Source organism: Winogradskyella helgolandensis, from assembly GCF_013404085.1.
In the GTDB taxonomy this organism is placed as follows: domain Bacteria; phylum Bacteroidota; class Bacteroidia; order Flavobacteriales; family Flavobacteriaceae; genus Winogradskyella; species Winogradskyella helgolandensis.
Window position 1 is genome coordinate 2358832 of the sequence record NZ_JABFHO010000001.1, and the last position, 17139, is coordinate 2375970.

Here is a 17139-nt window from a genome sequence, read left to right on the forward strand (position 1 = left end):
GATTATTAAAATGTTTGTGTTAATGCTATTGAGATGTTTCTTCCAGCTTCTGGAACGTCGATTAAACGATAAAAGCTGGTGTGGTCGTAATATTTAGTGTTGAATACATTATTGAGTTTCAATTTCACTTCTAAAGGATTCATAGTTTTATATAAGTTCAATTGGGTTAGTAATGACATGGTTAAGACTTGGTAGCCATTTGTTTGTTCTTCTGGAGGTACAATTTCATCTTGTGCTGCCGTAATTCTATAATCGGCACTCAGCTGTGGTTGTTTAAAAAAGAATACATCTTTAAATTGATAGCTAGCGGAGAATAGTCCTGATAAAGGCGGTGAAAATGGAATGGTAAACCCTTCTTTAGGACCACTAGTTTGTCTTGAATACACGTATTCTGCAGAAGCATTTAAGTCTAAATTATTTATGATACTAGTGCTTGCTCTTAGTTCACCACCTGCTCTAAAAACCTTACTCTGTGTGTATTCGTAAATTTGTAAGGTCTCGTAATAGTTAGACGTTGGATTTAAATAAATAAAGTTTTCGAAAAAATTGACAAAAGGACTTACTCCAATACTAAAGTTCTTGGTTGTATGGTCGATATCAATATCTAGTTGATAGGATTCTTCAGGATCTAAATTGAGATTACCTTTTTCATAACGATACATGTGGTAATTCACACCATCTGAGGCTAATTCATTAGGTAAAGGTATTCTAAAACTTTTCCCTGCATTTATTTTGAAGGTAGTATGGTTTAGAATATAACTTAAGCCTACAGAAGCACTAACATTTCCAAAATCGAGCGTTTTGTCTTGTGCTCTTTGTAAATAGACATACGAAGTAGAACCATTGGTATTATTGATGGTAGAAGGATACCAATCAAAATACGATTTGCTATTTATTTGTCCAAAATCATAGCGTACACCTGCTAAAAGATGTAAATCTGAATTGATTTCGTATTGATCAAAAGCAAAAGCACCGACTGTAAAACGCGTGTATTCCGGTATTAAAAATCCCCAGCCACTTAAGGTGTTGTCTTGAAATTCGACATTGACACCGGTAACAAGATTGTGTTTGTCATTGGGTTTAAAGGCATCTTTTACATTTAGCGAAAACGTGTTTTTATGAAATCCACGCTCCTTAGTATTTGGAGGTGTTGGCATGTAACCATGAGGTGTTGGTTCGGAATGTTCTTCTCTTAAATTATTTTGAAAGCCTAAATCGAGCTGAATGGTGTGATTGTCTAAAGCTATCGACGTATTATTGGAAATCTTAAAATGGTTCACCTTATGATAAGGTAGGTCGATATCTCTATTAGAATTGTCGTAATCGATGCGTGATGTTCTTACTTCTAAACCATGCGCATTGGCAAAAAAGCCATTTTTAGCATTGACATTACTAATTGTGGTTTCTGATGTGATATGGTCTGAAACATAACCTAAACTGAAACTGGCATTGGCTTCTTTTCCTGCAGTGTTGCGTAAATTATTGTCGTGTAAGGTAAAGATGTAATTTTCATAATTAATTTGATCTGTAGGTACTTTATAATCCCCATAATCTCTGTACGTTAATCGACCTCTGTAAAACCAATTATGGCTTCGTGCTTGTACACCTGCCGAAACGCCTAATAAATCATTATTGCTTTCGCCCAAAAGGTTAACTTCGCCACTAAAGGAATGCATTAATGGAATAGCATTGGGTTGAATATCTACAACTCCAGCAATAGCATCTGAACCATAAACTAAAGAAGCAGGTCCTTTTACAATCTGAATGTTTTCAATGCCATATTGGTCTATTTCTAAACCATGGTCATTTCCCCATTGTTGCGCTTCATGTTTTATACCATTTTGAACCACAGCAACTCTATTAAACCCTAAACCTCTAATGACAGGTTTAGATTGTCCTGAACCAATTTTAATCGTACTGACACCTGGTATTTTACTTAAGGTTTGCATCAAGCTATTTTCTCGGTTGTTAGCAAGAAATTCTTTGGTCACGACGTGAGAAACTACAGGTGACTCTTTATTGACTCTTTTTTTTGTTTTACCATTAACTTCTATTTCGTTAAGTGCAATGGTAGATTCATCTAAGAGAATTTTTAGTTCTTCCATATTAGGACCTACCTTAATAGTAATTGTTTTAGATGCGTAACCTAAATGAGATATAGTGAAGGAGTAGGTGCCTTCAGCTACATTATTTATAGTGAATGTTCCTGTAGGTGATGAAATAGCATATAGGCTTTCTCCAATAATATTGGCGCCTTCTATGGGTTGTAAGGTATTGCTGTTTACTATTGATCCTTTTATTTGAAAAGAATTTTGAGCAAATACCGTTGAGCTTAAGCTAAAACATAGCCATAAACTCAGTATTCTGTGTAACATAATGTGGACTATAAGATTTGAATAACTGTTCTTAAGAGCGAACTTTACAATGCCTATACGTATGTAAATAGATAGCATTAATCGTATAATTATTAAACGAAACGGATGCTGAAATAGTAAAAAGTATAGAAAATGCTTATAGTATAAAAGGTGGAGGTCTAGAAAATTGTTGGTTAGACGCAATAGCGTTAGAGGTTATAAAACTATAATGTTTTATAATACTACGCGGAATTTCTAATTCGGTATTTTCAATTGAAAAATCTTGTGGTTCTGGGGTTAGAGTAGGAGTTAAATTATGAAGTACAGCATAATCACAAACGGCACAGTGTATATCTTCACTCTTATCGTCTTCATGAGTCAAGGCATGAAGTCCAACCATTTTTATGGAAAGAAAAAGAATAATAAATATATATGTGATGCTGTTTTTCATTTAGCAATTAGAACATTTATTAATTTTAAATTTAATTTTTAATAAGTTGGAGTTGTTTTTTAGTGCTTTTCTTTATGCGTTGAGCGTAATAATTTCCAATTAGAATAATGTGCTACAGCTAATAAGGTTGCTCCGATAACGGTATTAATTATTTCCCATAAATGTGTTAAGTGAAGGCGCCCTATAGCTATAAATGCAAATCCAAATAAGGCGATTTTTAAAGGCTTAGTATTATGATGGTTATTTTTATAACTTGGCCAAAGAGAAGTGAATAAAAAGACAATGCCAAGACTTATAAATGCCCACTCAATGATTTGGTTATTTAAAAAATATAAGCTACTTAGAGAGGAAAACGAAAGTAGTATTGGAAAAATAGCACAATGAATGGCACAAATTAAAGAGCTTGTTAATGCTATAAGATCTAAGGTGTTGTTTTTTATTGAATTCACTTCGTTTAACTTAAATTGCGTTTAAAAGCGATAATGTCGCATTAGTTGGTTTTGCAAATATATTATTTATTTATAATATTGCAAAGCTGTCGCAATAAATTATTGCAAATAAATCGCATTAACAATGAAAAGAAGAAATACACCTACTAAAGACGCTGTTTTAAGTGTTATTACTAAAGCCGGGAGAGCGATGAGTCAGGATGCCATTGAAGAGGAAATTACGATTGATATTAATAGAGCGACAATTTATCGCGTGTTAAATCGGTTTTGTGATGATGGTGTGTTGCACAAAGTGATTGCAGAAGACGGTAAACAATATTTTGCTTTATGTGATGGTTGTGATGAAACGCATCAAGAGCATCAACATTTTCATTTTAAATGTACTGTTTGTGAAACATTAGAATGTCTTCCTAATGAAGTTAATTTTTCAATACCAGCAGGTTATTTGGTAGAAAATGTAAACTGTGTTTTAACAGGAGTGTGTAAAAAGTGTTCGCAATCTTAAAGCCCTAAAAATTCAGAATCGCTTAAGGTTCTCATAAAAGCAATTACATCTGTTTTTTCTTCTTCTGACAGTGGGATTCTATTGTTATTGTCTTTTAAAATAGGATCAAGATTATCAGCTTCTAAAACTCCAGTATCTAAATAATCGAGCAAATCCTCTAAAGTTGCAAATTGACCAAAACTACCGTAAGGTGCTGTGTGCTCAATATTTCTTAGACTTGGGACTCTAAAACGCATGTAATCTTCAGTGAGACCTGTAATTCTTGAGCGTCCTCCTTCTTCGGAATCAGGATTTAACGGAAATCCTATATTTCTAAAACTTTGATCGGTGAATAATTCTGTACTGTGGCAACTGATGCATTTATTTTGAAAAACAGTATAGCCTTCAGCTTCACTTTCTGTAAATGTTTCACCTTCGATACGTTTTACTTTATCGTATTTACTGTTTGAAGATATCAGTGTATATTCATATTGAGCGATACTGTTATAAATACCATCTGCCGTGATTCCTTCGCCATCAAAAGCCTTATTAAATAACTCAACATATGTTGGGTCGTTTTCAAGCTTAGCCATAACTTCTAAAATTGAAGAATCCATTTCTTCATGTGTAATAATAGGGACTAAAGGTTGATTTTCTAATTGAAGTTTATTACCATCCCAATTATAAAATTGCATAAATGCCATGTTTTGTACTGGCGGAGCATTACGAAGTCCTATTCGTCCCTCAATACCAATAGCTTTAGGGTTGTGGTCTGCAAAGGCACTTTCTTGAATATGGCAACTAGAACATGAAATGGTATTATCGGCACTCAATTGCTTATCAAAGAATAATTTCTTTCCTAATTCAACTCCATATTGCGTTGGTTTATTGCTGTAAAATGCACTATTGAGTTCAGGGAAATCTGTTGGGATTTCTAATGCTAATTCAGGATTGTCATAAGCTATTAGCTCAGAGTCATCACTGCTACACCCTGTAAATAAAAGAACCACTGCAATACTGCGTAATATGTTTTTCATTGTATTAAGACATTTTATAAAACGATTAAAGAGTCGGCCAGAGTATTCCATCTTAAAGCCGACTCGTTAAAAATTTAAGTTTATTCTACTGAAGTAATAGAGAACATTCCTGTAAGGTCTGTTGTACCATTACCACCGATATTTTCTACAAACTTCATCATTTCAGTAGCCGTATGAGCACTTGGTGTTGCGTTGTTAGTAATATCTTCAGTTGAAACCAACGTCACTGTATGGCTGTCTCCACTTAAGAAATAATCAAAATCAGCTTTTATAGTTATTGTAGGTGCGCTATTGCCAACAGTTGCTGTAGTAGGTAATGCTAATGTGATATCTCTGTATGCATTAACACCTTGAGTATAATTACCTTCTTCACCTTCTAATGTGCTTCCAGAATGGAACGACAATGTTTTATTATCCGTATCGTAGAAACCTTCAAGTTTAGTGAAACGGTATCCTGTTCCCCATTCCCAATGCATTTCAGTTTCATTTGAGCCTGCATTGTTGTAGAAATTAGGGAAACTCACTTGGTCTAGTGTGTTTAAATCAGAGCGTACCCCTAAACCAAATTTTATCTCAGTGTAATCTCCAACAGGAATTTCACTTAACACATAACTTAAGGTTTCTGAATTAGCCTGATTAACAACAGTAGCTCCATTATCTAAATCATTGACGTTATAAGGGATTTCAGTGCCATCTGCCTTTATTAGACGAATGTTACTAATAACATATTTCAGTTCTTCAAAGTGGTGAGTTTGTCCAGCATCAGAAGTGTTTACTGTAGCTGAAGTTGACGTTGCATCTCCAAGTACAATAGGAGTGTTTCCAAACGTATTATTGAATTCTAAGGTCACGTTATTTGCAACTCTATTATCTTCATCATCACTACTACAAGACATGAAAGCCACTAATACAGCTGCTGATAAAATATATGTTTTAAGATTTTTCATTTTTTTAATTTTTGTTAATTGATTTTTTTTGATATTAAGTACGTTTAAAATTTGTGATTTGCATCGGTGGTGGTACTAATATTTCCAGATAGGGTTCCGAGTGATGAAACTCTATATAAATCATTTTCACATTGTTTTTAATGCCCTTTTTAGTTTCTGTTTCAAATTCTTGATTAGAATAAAACACCAAATCCAAATTTTTGGTGGTCATTATTTTTTCTGAATCGGAGTTTTCTGTTTCTTGTAGTTCCTTACTTAAATGACACTTTCCGTTACATTGTAATTCAGGTTTATTTTTATTGATACAAAATTGTTCTGTAATCGCTTTTTGATTGAGTTTAAAGTGCATAATAACGACTGCTTGCTGCGAAACAACAAACAGAAACATGATGGTCATTATGTAACTAAAAACTTTTTGCATCATCCTAGAAATTGAATTTTAAAGAAGTGAAAATGTTTCGCCCCATTCTTGGGATGTTTCCCCAGTCTGCATAAGTACTATAATATTCATTTAGAATGTTTTCTGCCCCAATTTGAATCACAGTTCTATAGTCTTTAATTCTGAAGGTATAGTCGGCAGATAAATTCCAAATGGTATACGATGGTGTTTGGTCTTCTCCGTATTCTGGACTGTAATGGATTTGCTCTAAATCGCCATTAACCGACGTTTGAAAATTGAACCTGTTATATTTATAATGTAATGATGATTGGTAGCTTAAAGGTCTAATGAATGGCAAATTGTTTTCGTTTTCATCTTTTCCACGTGCATAAGTTAAGACGCCTTTCCAATGCAAATCGTCTAAAATAGTGTAGCTTCCATTGAGTGAAAAATTAAATAAAGTAGAATAGTCTAAAGAGGTGTAGCCTTTAACTCCAATAGATTGGTAATTCATTGGGCTACCTAAACTTAAAATACGACCAATGATATAATTTTCAATGTAGAAGTAATTCACGTTAGCTTGTAAGCTAAATTTATCATCTTTATAACCAGCACTGGCATTACCTTCATATGAAATTTCATTTTCAAGATCTGGATTACCTATATAATCGTAACGATCAAAACTATTGTAAATGTAATAGCCATAGCCTTCAGAAACAGAAGGTGCTCTGTGGCCATAACCACCACCAACTGAAAAATTGAACTTGTTAATATCTAACTGATAACCTGCGTGTAAACTAGGTAGTAGTCTTGTTTTTTCTTGAGGTGTGCCTGGATGAAAAATCCAATTGAATTCCACATATTTAGAGTGGTTGTAATTGACACCCAAAGAACCACCAAAATTCAGTTGGCTTTGATCTGAAATTTCCCAAGCGTTATTTATAGAAAGTCCAGCAAAGGTCGTAGTAACTGCAGGCCAACTATAGGCAAACATACTGCGTTCACTGCGATCTTGTGGATACATGCGCATCTCTGCTGTAGATAAATTATTATAAGCATTAAGTTGAATTTCGGAACTAAAACGATTCTGTTTAATGTTAGTTTTAGAGAGTAAACCATAGGTAGTACTCCAGCCTGGCATGTCCATGTGCACTAGATTTTCAGGACGGGTCGTATCATCCATATAATGTTCTATAGCATTAAAATAGATTTTTGTGTCTAAGGCTCTAAATAAACCCTCTTCAAATACTTGTTTATAAGTTGCTGAGGTAATTAGGGCGCGTGATAACCATAAATCCATGGGTAATGCAGGATAACCAACATCATTGGCTTGATCGTAAATAGCTTCTAATTTTACAGAGGACAATTCACTCGTTTTATAAGCTAAGCCTAGAGACGCATTGAATTTAGTAAATTGCGAGTGGTTGACGTCATCGTTATTGCCATCACTATAATTTTCTGCGTTTCGGTAGGCTAAACTTCCATCGGCAACAAATTTGTTACTAGAATAAGAGGCATTCGCTAGGTTGAAAAACTGCTTGTTATTAATTTCAAATCCGGTTTGATAAGCTCCACTCCATGTTTTAGAAAGATTGAAAGGAGTGCTTTTTCGTTTTAAATCAATACTTCCTGCAACAGTGGCACCATGCATGTTTCCTTCTTGTCCAGATTTTATATCAATCGAAGCTAAATTATTACTCTCAACATAAGAGGTGATAGGATCCATTTTGTCGGTACAGGCACCAAAAACATGCATACCATCAATAGTGATGGTGGAGCGTTCCGAGCTCATATTATTCAATAAAGGTTCCCAAGCATAAGCACCACGTTTAATAAAACTAATTTGATCTGAAGACGCTAAAAACTCATCAACTGAAACGGCCATTTTCATATCGGTTTCAATTTTCTTTTTGATGATAGTAATTAATTGAACCTCGTCTAGAGCTACAACACTATCCTTCTTAGTCTCTGTGTTTTGAGCAGTAGCGTATAGACCAACAAAAAGCAATATTATTAATGTTATGAATCTTTTCATTATTAAAATAATATATCGATATGCAATTCACTTCTGGCTCCTTCAATACCAGGTGTAAATTCTGTTGAGACTTCTGTGCCTTTAATAATCTCTCCGTACGAATTTTGAAATCTAAAATTTAAAGTCCAGTTTCCGGTCATGGTATAATTCACTATTCCGTAATACAAACTATCTTCTCCTTGAGTTAAATCTACATTGTTTGGAGAGGAATGATTTCCCATGGAAGGTTCTGGCATTCTAGGGTCTAGTAATAAGGTGTAGTCTTCTACTTCTGAATATGAAAACTGTGAAGGGTCTGGAAAAATACCTGCTTCACCTGTCGGTTGATTGTATTTGTAAATGCCTGCAACCAATTCGTTTTCTGCAATTTTAGGTTTCTGAGGAGCTACTAAGGCTATAAAATAGTGTTCACCATCGCTTCCTGTAAATTCAGTCATGTTCAAGTTCATGTTAATTTGCTCTTCAACGACTATATCTTGAATTACTGAATAGGTTTGTCCGTTATCTGTAAAGGAAAGATAGAATTTCCAGTCTTCTGAATCATTAGTTTCACTAGTGAATACTGAATAGCCAGAGTAATAATCGTCTTCAGCATTATATTCTAAATTATATTGATGAGGACAAGAATTGGTGTTGCCATTATAGTTCGTTAAAATTGGCAAAAACGTGATTTCAGACGTGCTTAAACTTTCATTAGTTTGCGTATTGGTGATATTTAAACGAATCTCATTATAACCTTTATACAGTGTTCCGTTTAAAGCTGTGATATTAATTTGATAGTTACCTTCAGTTATGGAAACGACATTTTCATAATCAAAATGTTCAGTAACTACGGTGTTTATATCAGCTTCGTAATCGGTTTTGTCTAGGGTACAAGATGTTACTACAACATATAGTGTAGCCGCAAAAAGCATGAATTTTTTCATCACTTATGGGTGTTTTATTTAAAAAAAAAAAAACTTGAAAATGTAGCAGGCTCAAATTGGATTGGTTGACGCCTTTTAAAAAGTAATAGCATCAACTCAAATGAGGAGTGTAGTACGACAATTATTGTCATAATTACAGCTACAGGATATAAATGGAAAACTCGTGTTCAAAATTGATTATGTCAATTTTAAAGCAACACTGTCTTATACGATTTAATTATTTCTGAATAAAAAAGTATAGGGTATTGCATTACCATTTTGCATCGCAATTAGCTAAACAAAGGTTTTATAAATTATTGAGTTTCTATTTAAAATTAAACCAGTGGAGGATGAAAAATAAAATTCATAAAATCGAATTCATAAATTTTATTATAAGATGGTTCTATTTGTGAATTCTGTTCTTTTGAGACCACAACTAAATTGTTGTCAAAAATATCTTGATAAAAAACAACATGCTGTTCTGTAGAAGACGAATGGTTTTTATCGTTGCTTTTTTCAGAATCTGAAGCTTTGGCTAATTCTTGTTTTAAATGGCATTTACCATTACAAGCTAATTCTGGCTTGTCTTTATTAACACAAAGTTCATTTTTAATATAATCATAAAAAGCAGCGTATTCCACAAAGGGAATAGTCGGTTTTAAAAGCATAAACAATGCTAAAAAAAGTGTAGCTGTTTTCACAACGCGAAGTTCTAATTTTTTTTAAAAACTTCCTAATTTTTTAAATGTGTTATTTTGATAACATAAAGCGATTTAGATTTGACATTAATTAAGATCCATAGCTTTTCTTTTATGTGATTATTTGATGTTATTTTAGCGTATTAAATAAAGCCACCAGAGTCTGTACATGAGTATTAAGATTGATAAATTCGTCCTATCTATTATTGTAATAATAATATTTGCTTATTTTTTTCCAGAATGGGGAATAGAAAGTAGTAATATACCTATAGACACGATTAGTGCGATCGGAATTTCGTTTATATTCTTTTTTTACGGACTTAAACTCAACCCAACGCAACTTAAAGCCGGACTCAAAAATTGGAAGTTGCATCTTTTAGTGCAAGGCTCAACATTTTTATTGTTTCCATTGTTGATTTTGTTATGTCGTCCCTTAATTCAAAGTGAAGCACAAGAAACTATTTGGTTAGCTTTCTTTTTCTTGGCAGCATTACCATCAACGGTTTCATCATCTGTTGTGATGGTATCAATAGCCAAAGGAAATATTCCTGCAGCTATCTTTAATGCTAGCATTTCAGGCATTATAGGTATTCTTATTACTCCACTTTGGATGGGATTGTTTATAGATAATACACAAACGGATTTTGACTTTACTGATATTTATCTCAAACTCATTATTCAAATTATTTTACCTGTAGTTTTGGGTCTCTTTTTGCAGCGTTACTTAGGAGAGTTGGCTCGTAAGTACAGTAGTAAATTAACCTTGTTTGATAAGTCTATTATTCTTTTAATAATCTATAAGAGTTTTGCAGCTTCATTTTACAATAATATGTTTAGTGTTGTTTCTATTGTAGACCTACTTTTACTATTTATTGGGGTGATTGTGTTATTTGTAATTGTTTATTCATTAACAGGTATTATTGCTAGAAAATTCCATCTCAATAAGGAAGATCAAATTACAGCACAATTTTGTGGTACTAAAAAATCACTAGTCCATGGGACTGTTTTTTCTAAAATACTATTCGGTAATATGGCTGCATTGGGTATTGTGTTGTTGCCATTAATGTTGTTTCACGCGACACAAATATTAATAATCAGTGTTATAGCATCAAAAAAAGCACGTGATTAAATATTTAAATTAATCATGTGCTTTTCTAATATTTTAAAACCATTTAAAGTGAATTCCGGAAGCCACTACAGCTCCAACTAAAACGATAAGTATCAGAATTATAATTTTGGCTCCAAATTTTGTTTTAGTGTCTTTTTGAAGGATATAATCTCTTGTTTCATCCTCTTCTTCTTTTACAAACTTCATAATTTCTTTGTTTTATTTGTTAATATAAACTGTTTTAATATTTACGAAGGCTAGCATACCTTCTTTTGATAATTCGCGACCAAAACCTGAAATTTTGGTGCCTCCAAATGGTAGTCGTGGATCTGATTTTACCATTTCATTGATAAAAAAGCCTCCGTCTTCAATTTCTGAAATACGATCTGTAGCAGCTTCATAATCTGAAGTAAAAACCATAGTGCCTAAACCAAATTTAGAATTGGCTGCGGTTAGGTAGGCTTCATCCTCGTTTTTTACTTTTACAACAGCTGCAACAGGACCAAAAGTTTCCTCTTTAAATACTGGCATTTCCGCTGTTACATCAGTTAAAATTGTGGGTTGGTAATAAGCACCTTCTCGCTTATGTCCTAGTGCTACTTTGGCACCTCTATCAATTGATTTTTGTACTTGGGTTTCTAATTCTTTAGCTAAATCTTCACGCGCCAAACAAGATATTGTGGTGTCTTCTTTTGTTGGATCTCCATATTTTAATTCCTTCACTTTGGAAGTGAATTTTTTAATGAAGTCGTCATAAATAGATTCTACGACAATAAATCGTTTTGCTGCGATGCAACTTTGTCCAGAATTTAGCATTCTAGCTTTAACGATGGTGTCAATATATTTGTCTAAATCGGCATCTGCTAGAATGATACAGGCATTGCTTCCACCTAACTCTAAAAGCGATGGCTTTAAGTTTTTACCAGCGAGTTCTGCAATTTTACGTCCTGCATTTTCGCTTCCAGTTAAAGACACTGCTTTTACACTATCGTTTTCCATTAGTTTTTCAATATTCTCATGATCTGTAATGAGCGTTTGAAAACAACCTTTTGGAAATCCGGCATCTAAGAATAATTTTTCAATTGCAATAGCACAGCCAGTAACATTAGAGGCATGTTTTAAAAGCGCCACATTTCCGGCTGTTAACGTCGGAACAGCAAACCGGAAGACTTGCCAAAAAGGAAAATTCCAAGGCATAACGGCCAAAATACAACCTAGTGGATCGTAACTTATAAAACTTTCGTGTGCTTCGGTATTAATAAGATCATCTTGTAGAAATTGTTCCGCATTTTTTATGTAAAAGTCTATTAGGTAGATGCATTTTTCAATTTCAGCTTTACTTTCAAGAATGGGCTTGCCCATTTCCTCGGTCATTAGGTCACTCAGTTTCTGCTTATTTTTATATAATTCATCAGCCAAGTTTTGAAGTAATTCAACACGTTCTTCAATTTCAAACTGCTTCCATGTTTTGAAAGTTTGATCTGCTAACAGTAATTTTTCCTTTATTATGGGTTTTGAGTCTAGCTTGTAAGTTTCAAGATGATTTCCATTATAAGGGTTATATGTTTTAATACTTGTTTTCATAATTTTTGGTGTTCTTCAAATTTAAAGTTATTCAATAAAATTAGTTAATTCGATTACTAAAATGTTTAACGCTAATCCTAAATAGCATTACAGCTAATATCCATATCTAAAGAGTTAAGCTTTAGTAGGTGTTGTATATATCTTTGTATCACAGCAACGCGCTGAACATTAAAATTAACATAAAAACATAACATCATGAGTAATAACGGAAATACAGTTTTAGGAATATTAGCAGGAACAGCAGTAGGAGCAGTCCTTGGAATTTTATTTGCGCCAGATAAAGGTAGTGTAACACGACAAAGAATTGCAGACGAAGCCGCAACTAAAAGAGATTTAATGGCAGAGAAAGCTGTTGAATTAAGAGATTCTTTAGGAAATACAATTTCTACACAAAGAGAAAATTTAGATGATCAAGTAGAGGCTATAGTTTCTAATGCAAGTTATAAAGCAGAAGATGTGATTACCACATTAGAGTCAAGACTGAAAGATTTAAAAGCAAAGAATAAAACATTACAGAAAAAAGCCTAATCCATGAGTGTATTTAATGACATAAATCACACTACAGAAAAAGCTTCTCAAATTGGTGAGCGCTATATAAGAGCGTCTCACCAATATTTTAGATTAAAGATTTTTCAACAACTTTCCCTCTCATTGAGTTTAGTGGCTAAGATTTTAGCGGTTGGAAGTCTTTTGTTTGCAGGATTAGTGTTTTTGTCTATTGCAGGAGCTTTAGAATTGGGCTATATGTACAATAGTCATTCAATTGGGTTCTTATTAGTCGGTCTTATTTATGTGGTGATTTCGATTATCATTTATTTGATGCGAGCAAAATTGAATTCGTACATTATAAAGAAAGTAGGACATAAATTTTTTAATTAATATGGAGCCATACACCACATTTGAAGACATAGATAACGATTTAAAACGTTTTAAGCTAGAGCGCGATATTGCTTGGGAAGAACTCAAGTTAACCAAAAATGAGTTTAAGGAAGATTTAGAACCCTTAAATTGGGTAAGTTCGGCTTTAAAATTAACTGGAAAATACAGTTTTATCGCCTTAATTAGGAAATGGATATTTAAAAAGTAGAAGTACTGTGACAATGGTTTTCTTTTTTTATTTCTCACGAGAATATGTAATTTCTCTTTTGCTTCAATACAGTTGAATTGTTACAAAATTTAAGCAATGAGCTTCTGTAAAACAGTTAACTTTTAAACTGTATGAGCCAATTTTAGATAGGACGTATGTATATTTTTGATTGCAAACACTATACCAACTAAAACATAAAGCCTTATGAATATATATGAAGCGATAAGACATGATCACGACATTCAACGCAATCTGTTAGACAAATTAGTAGACACCTCTGGAGATACTAAATCACGTAGTGATTTATTTAAAGAATTACGTAAAGAATTAGAACTGCACGCTAATGCTGAAGAGCGTCATTTTTATAAGCCGTTAATTCCAACAGATATGATGCAAGAACATGCAAGACATGGCATTGCTGAGCATCATGAAATAGATGAGCTAGTTGAGCAATTGGAAAAAACAGAAATGGATTCTTCAGCTTGGTTAAAGATAGCCAAAAATTTGAAGGATAAGGTAGAGCATCATTTAGAAGATGAAGAGCATACGTTTTTTCAATTATCCGGAAAGGTATTTAACGATAAAGAAAAAAAAGCATTGGCTGTTAAATATAATGCCTATATGAATGAACATAGGTAATTATAAAGTGAAGTAAAGAAAAAGAAAAATTAGACTAAAGCACTATCCTTTAAAATTTTTAAAGGATAGTTTTTTATTTTATACAAGTGTCATTAACACCACTTTTTATTACTGTAGGCTGTGATTTTCTTAATTTATGTTAAGATTTAAAAGTGTAATTAATAGCGTTAATTTATCCGCCATTTGAATTAATGGACCCATAAGAAGATAACTACTTTTGAGTATTAAATTGTGTTAGTAATAACACTATAGATGTAAAAAGGTAAGCATCTTGGTTATAAAATTACCTTAAATTAAAACACACATACAATGGCAACATACACAGAACAAGTAGGAAATAAACTTAATGGTTTATTAGAGAAAAATTACGATGCAGAAAAGGGATATGCTAAAGCAGCTGAGAATACAGAACATGCAGGATTAAGAACTTTTTTTAATCGTAAATCGCAAGAAAGAAGAACTTTTGGACACGATCTTAAATCAGAAATCAGAGCTTTCGGTGAAGATGTGGATAAGGGTGGAAGTTTAACAGGTGCAGCTCATAGAACATGGATGGACGTTAAGGCTCTATTTTCAGCGGATAATGAAGAATCGATGCTAGAAGAAGCTATTAGAGGCGAAAAAGCATCTGTAGATGAATATGATGAGGTATTGCAAGAAGCAAGTTTGCCAAGCAGTACAAAATCTATTTTATTATCTCAGAAAAATATAATTGAAACGGATTTATTTAAAGTTAAATCCTTAGAGAATTTAAGATAGAATCTTAATCTATAATCATAAATTGAAGAGCGCGTATTCTAAAAAAAGAATACGTGTTTTTTATTTATAGAGGACGGTAAACACTAAGTAATACGGTTAAGATCAATAGCGTATGAGCAAATCTATTTTGGAATTATAAACCATCTTTGTAGAGAAGGTTAGAAGTACTAATCTAATTAACTAAAAACCAAAAAATATGTTACGTTGGACAATCACATTCGTTATAATAGCAATCATTGCAGCCATTCTTGGATTCGGAGGAATCGCAGGAGCAGCAGCAGGAATAGCAAAAATTATATTCTTTATATTTTTAGTGCTTTTTATACTATCCTTATTTAAGGGAGTAATTAAGAAGTAAATAGCTCAAAATATAAACCGATTAAAAAAATAGTCGTGAACCTATATATGTTCATGACTATTTTTTTGACCTATAGATAATAGGTTTAAAAAGTTCTGACACTATTCAACACGTACATAATTTTCAGAATATATTTTATTGCCTTCTTCATCAATCTCAATTTGTTCAAAACGATTTTCTGATAATTGGAGCTTAAAATTAAATTCTTGTTGTTCTTGTATAATATCATTCATAAATGCAGAACCGAACTCTAAGGTTTCAGTTAAAATATCATCGTTGTGATTATAAGAGCCGTATCCGAAGAATTCAATGGAATCAGATTTTAAAAGCTTACACCACATTACCTTATTGTCTGAGTACATTTTAACCTGTCTAGAAATGGTGTTATTAGAAAATGAATCTACAACGACGTTATCCTTATAATTATAAAATCCGATAAGTTCCCAAGTGCCATTGAGACTAATTTGTTTGTTTCCTGAAATTTCTTTCGTTTGAATATTTTCTGTAACCTTGTAGTCTTGTTCTTTACAAGAAGATATAAACAGCAAGGCTAAACCTAAAAGCAGTATTTTGTTGGACATAATTTCTCTGATTTTACTATTAAACACCTTTAAATTACGAAATTATAAGCAGAAAGCCCTTTGATTGATATAATTTATGACGTTATAATTACTGTTAATAACTTCATTGTAAGGATTTGAACAAAAAACCTACTTTTGTTTTACCTAATAAAATACAAGATATGTCTGATACAATAGAAAAAGTAAAGTGTTTAATTATAGGGTCTGGACCTGCAGGATACACAGCTGCAATTTATGCGTCTAGAGCAAATATGTTTCCGGTTTTATATCAAGGAGAACAGCCAGGAGGTCAATTAACAACAACTAATGATGTGGAAAATTTCCCAGGTTATCCTGAAGGCATCACTGGATCAGAAATGATGATGGAATTACAAAAACAAGCAGAACGCTTTGGAACCGATATACGTCATGGCTGGATTTCTAAGGTCGATTTTTCTGGAGATGTTCATAAAGCTTGGGTAAATGAAGAAAAAGAAATCCATGCTGATACTATCATAATATCTACAGGTGCATCTGCAAAATATTTAAACTTACCTTCTGAACAAAAATATTTAAAATTAGGTGGAGGAGTCTCTGCTTGTGCAGTATGTGATGGATTCTTTTATAGAAACCAGGAAGTTGTAATTGTTGGAGCAGGAGATTCTGCATGTGAAGAAGCACATTACCTATCTAAATTATGTAAAAAAGTAACGATGTTGGTGAGACGTGATGAGTTTAGAGCGTCTAAAATTATGGCAGAACGCGTTAAAAATACAGAGAACATCGAAATATTATTCAACACAGAAACTGATGAGGTTTTAGGTGATGGGCAAGTGGTGACTGGTGTAAGAGTGATTAACAACAAAACGAATGAAAAACGCGATATTGAGGCAACAGGTTTCTTTGTCGCTATAGGTCATAAACCTAATACAGATATTTTTAAAGACTATTTAGATTTAGATGAAACAGGTTACATTATAAATGCTATACCAGGAACTAGTAAAACTAATGTAGAAGGTGTATTTGTAAGTGGAGATGCTGCAGATCATGTTTATAGACAGGCAATTACAGCTGCCGGAACAGGTTGTATGGCTGCGTTGGATGCAGAGCGTTATTTAGCAGCTAAAGATTCTGATTTTGAGGTTGCTACCTCTAGTTATAATTAGTTGTAATTATTACATATATGATATAGCCGAAGTTAACTACTTCGGCTTTTTTTTGTTCAATTTTTAAGGTTTCAAAATTGTTAATTTTTTTTTAATGGCACGGATATGACATTTATCATAAATTAAAATGGTTTTTATA

General features: G+C 33.0%; 21 protein-coding genes. 9 read left to right on the top strand and 12 right to left on the bottom strand.

The genetic code is table 11. The features are described from left to right. Nucleotides 1-5 precede the first annotated feature (5 nt). The 3 genes from HM992_RS09800 to HM992_RS09810 form a co-directional block, all read right to left on the bottom strand. Nucleotides 6-2375 (bottom strand): TonB-dependent receptor, encoded by a 2370-nt coding sequence (locus HM992_RS09800; protein ID WP_179319540.1) that lies wholly within the window; start codon nt 2373-2375, stop codon nt 6-8. A gap of 136 nt (nt 2376-2511) precedes the next feature. Continuing rightward, complete coding sequence (locus HM992_RS09805; RefSeq protein WP_179319541.1) at nt 2512-2805, bottom strand: hypothetical protein; 294 nt, start codon at nt 2803-2805, stop codon at nt 2512-2514. 59 nt (nt 2806-2864) lie between these two features. Continuing rightward, a complete protein-coding gene (locus HM992_RS09810) occupies nt 2865-3254 on the bottom strand; it encodes a MerC domain-containing protein (RefSeq protein WP_179319542.1) in 390 nt (129 codons plus the stop codon). A 124-nt stretch (nt 3255-3378) separates the two neighbouring features. Between HM992_RS09810 and HM992_RS09815 the strand changes: the two genes are divergently transcribed. Further along, on the top strand, nt 3379-3759 hold the full coding sequence (locus HM992_RS09815; RefSeq protein ID WP_179319543.1) for a Fur family transcriptional regulator: 381 nt from the start codon (nt 3379-3381) through the stop codon (nt 3757-3759). Here the strand turns inward: HM992_RS09815 and HM992_RS09820 are convergent. The 6 genes from HM992_RS09820 to HM992_RS09845 all read right to left on the bottom strand — a co-directional run bounded on the left by HM992_RS09820 (nt 3756) and on the right by HM992_RS09845 (nt 9742). Further along, complete coding sequence (locus HM992_RS09820; RefSeq protein ID WP_179319544.1) at nt 3756-4775, bottom strand: cytochrome-c peroxidase; 1020 nt, start codon at nt 4773-4775, stop codon at nt 3756-3758. The genes HM992_RS09815 and HM992_RS09820 overlap by 4 nt on opposite strands. 80 nt (nt 4776-4855) lie before the next feature. Next, nucleotides 4856-5722 (bottom strand): MbnP family protein, encoded by an 867-nt coding sequence (locus HM992_RS09825; RefSeq protein ID WP_179319545.1) that lies wholly within the window; start codon nt 5720-5722, stop codon nt 4856-4858. 34 nt (nt 5723-5756) lie between these two features. Beyond that, a complete protein-coding gene (locus HM992_RS09830; RefSeq protein WP_179319546.1) occupies nt 5757-6146 on the bottom strand; it encodes a hypothetical protein in 390 nt (129 codons plus the stop codon). Nucleotide 6147: 1 nt separating this feature from the next. Beyond that, nucleotides 6148-8136 (bottom strand): TonB-dependent receptor plug domain-containing protein, encoded by a 1989-nt coding sequence (locus tag HM992_RS09835; protein WP_179319547.1) that lies wholly within the window; start codon nt 8134-8136, stop codon nt 6148-6150. Between the two features lie 2 nt (nt 8137-8138). Beyond that, a complete protein-coding gene (locus HM992_RS09840; RefSeq protein ID WP_179319548.1) occupies nt 8139-9062 on the bottom strand; it encodes a hypothetical protein in 924 nt (307 codons plus the stop codon). Between the two features lie 314 nt (nt 9063-9376). Next, a complete protein-coding gene (locus tag HM992_RS09845) occupies nt 9377-9742 on the bottom strand; it encodes a hypothetical protein (protein WP_178984819.1) in 366 nt (121 codons plus the stop codon). A gap of 166 nt (nt 9743-9908) precedes the next feature. On the opposite strand from HM992_RS09845, the gene HM992_RS09850 reads away from it, so the two are divergent. After that, nucleotides 9909-10868 (top strand): bile acid:sodium symporter family protein, encoded by a 960-nt coding sequence (locus HM992_RS09850; RefSeq protein ID WP_178984820.1) that lies wholly within the window; start codon nt 9909-9911, stop codon nt 10866-10868. Nucleotides 10869-10901: 33 nt separating this feature from the next. Here HM992_RS09850 and HM992_RS09855 read toward each other — a convergent pair whose 3' ends face one another. Together HM992_RS09855 and HM992_RS09860 are read right to left on the bottom strand one after the other, a co-directional pair. Then, complete coding sequence (locus tag HM992_RS09855) at nt 10902-11054, bottom strand: hypothetical protein (protein WP_178984821.1); 153 nt, start codon at nt 11052-11054, stop codon at nt 10902-10904. 12 nt (nt 11055-11066) lie between these two features. Next, nucleotides 11067-12431, bottom strand: coding sequence for an NAD-dependent succinate-semialdehyde dehydrogenase (locus HM992_RS09860; protein ID WP_179319549.1), 1365 nt, complete (start codon nt 12429-12431; stop codon nt 11067-11069). A gap of 195 nt (nt 12432-12626) precedes the next feature. On the opposite strand from HM992_RS09860, the gene HM992_RS09865 reads away from it, so the two are divergent. The 6 genes from HM992_RS09865 (at nt 12627) to HM992_RS09890 (ending at nt 15274) form a co-directional block, all read left to right on the top strand. Then, nucleotides 12627-12959, top strand: coding sequence for a YtxH domain-containing protein (locus HM992_RS09865; protein WP_178984823.1), 333 nt, complete (start codon nt 12627-12629; stop codon nt 12957-12959). Between the two features lie 3 nt (nt 12960-12962). Further along, nucleotides 12963-13310, top strand: coding sequence for a hypothetical protein (locus HM992_RS09870; RefSeq protein ID WP_178984824.1), 348 nt, complete (start codon nt 12963-12965; stop codon nt 13308-13310). Nucleotide 13311: 1 nt separating this feature from the next. Beyond that, complete coding sequence (locus tag HM992_RS09875; RefSeq protein ID WP_179319550.1) at nt 13312-13518, top strand: DUF6327 family protein; 207 nt, start codon at nt 13312-13314, stop codon at nt 13516-13518. A 204-nt stretch (nt 13519-13722) separates the two neighbouring features. Next, nucleotides 13723-14157, top strand: a complete 435-nt coding sequence (locus HM992_RS09880) for a hemerythrin domain-containing protein (protein WP_178984826.1) — start codon at nt 13723-13725, stop codon at nt 14155-14157. Nucleotides 14158-14466: 309 nt separating this feature from the next. Further along, nucleotides 14467-14916: a ferritin-like domain-containing protein gene (locus HM992_RS09885; protein WP_179319551.1), complete on the top strand. Its 450-nt coding sequence runs from the start codon at nt 14467-14469 to the stop codon at nt 14914-14916. A 196-nt stretch (nt 14917-15112) separates the two neighbouring features. Continuing rightward, on the top strand, nt 15113-15274 hold the full coding sequence (locus tag HM992_RS09890; RefSeq protein ID WP_178984828.1) for a DUF1328 family protein: 162 nt from the start codon (nt 15113-15115) through the stop codon (nt 15272-15274). Nucleotides 15275-15375: 101 nt separating this feature from the next. Here the strand turns inward: HM992_RS09890 and HM992_RS09895 are convergent, their stop codons facing one another. Next, the gene (locus HM992_RS09895) at nt 15376-15855 is read right to left on the bottom strand and encodes a hypothetical protein (protein ID WP_179319552.1); all 480 of its coding nucleotides are present in this window, start codon (nt 15853-15855) and stop codon (nt 15376-15378) included. Nucleotides 15856-16016: 161 nt separating this feature from the next. Here HM992_RS09895 and trxB point away from each other — a divergent pair, with 161 nt between their 5' ends. After that, on the top strand, nt 16017-17000 hold the full coding sequence (gene trxB / locus HM992_RS09900; protein WP_178984830.1) for a thioredoxin-disulfide reductase: 984 nt from the start codon (nt 16017-16019) through the stop codon (nt 16998-17000). Nucleotides 17001-17139 lie beyond the last annotated feature (139 nt).

Excerpts from the sequence above, each read along its gene's own strand:
- HM992_RS09800 (WP_179319540.1), bottom strand. The coding sequence starts at position 2,375 with ATGTTACACAGAATACTGAGTTTATGGCTATGTTTTAGCTTAAGCTCA.
- HM992_RS09805 (WP_179319541.1), bottom strand. The coding sequence starts at position 2,805 with ATGAAAAACAGCATCACATATATATTTATTATTCTTTTTCTTTCCATA.
- HM992_RS09815 (WP_179319543.1), top strand. The coding sequence starts at position 3,379 with ATGAAAAGAAGAAATACACCTACTAAAGACGCTGTTTTAAGTGTTATT.
- HM992_RS09820 (WP_179319544.1), bottom strand. The coding sequence starts at position 4,775 with ATGAAAAACATATTACGCAGTATTGCAGTGGTTCTTTTATTTACAGGG.
- HM992_RS09825 (WP_179319545.1), bottom strand. The coding sequence starts at position 5,722 with ATGAAAAATCTTAAAACATATATTTTATCAGCAGCTGTATTAGTGGCT.
- HM992_RS09830 (WP_179319546.1), bottom strand. The coding sequence starts at position 6,146 with ATGATGCAAAAAGTTTTTAGTTACATAATGACCATCATGTTTCTGTTT.
- HM992_RS09835 (WP_179319547.1), bottom strand. The coding sequence starts at position 8,136 with ATGAAAAGATTCATAACATTAATAATATTGCTTTTTGTTGGTCTATAC.
- HM992_RS09840 (WP_179319548.1), bottom strand. The coding sequence starts at position 9,062 with ATGAAAAAATTCATGCTTTTTGCGGCTACACTATATGTTGTAGTAACA.
- HM992_RS09850 (WP_178984820.1), top strand. The coding sequence starts at position 9,909 with ATGAGTATTAAGATTGATAAATTCGTCCTATCTATTATTGTAATAATA.
- HM992_RS09855 (WP_178984821.1), bottom strand. The coding sequence starts at position 11,054 with ATGAAGTTTGTAAAAGAAGAAGAGGATGAAACAAGAGATTATATCCTT.
- HM992_RS09860 (WP_179319549.1), bottom strand. The coding sequence starts at position 12,431 with ATGAAAACAAGTATTAAAACATATAACCCTTATAATGGAAATCATCTT.
- HM992_RS09865 (WP_178984823.1), top strand. The coding sequence starts at position 12,627 with ATGAGTAATAACGGAAATACAGTTTTAGGAATATTAGCAGGAACAGCA.
- HM992_RS09870 (WP_178984824.1), top strand. The coding sequence starts at position 12,963 with ATGAGTGTATTTAATGACATAAATCACACTACAGAAAAAGCTTCTCAA.
- HM992_RS09875 (WP_179319550.1), top strand. The coding sequence starts at position 13,312 with ATGGAGCCATACACCACATTTGAAGACATAGATAACGATTTAAAACGT.
- HM992_RS09880 (WP_178984826.1), top strand. The coding sequence starts at position 13,723 with ATGAATATATATGAAGCGATAAGACATGATCACGACATTCAACGCAAT.
- HM992_RS09885 (WP_179319551.1), top strand. The coding sequence starts at position 14,467 with ATGGCAACATACACAGAACAAGTAGGAAATAAACTTAATGGTTTATTA.
- HM992_RS09890 (WP_178984828.1), top strand. The coding sequence starts at position 15,113 with ATGTTACGTTGGACAATCACATTCGTTATAATAGCAATCATTGCAGCC.
- HM992_RS09895 (WP_179319552.1), bottom strand. The coding sequence starts at position 15,855 with ATGTCCAACAAAATACTGCTTTTAGGTTTAGCCTTGCTGTTTATATCT.
- trxB (WP_178984830.1), top strand. The coding sequence starts at position 16,017 with ATGTCTGATACAATAGAAAAAGTAAAGTGTTTAATTATAGGGTCTGGA.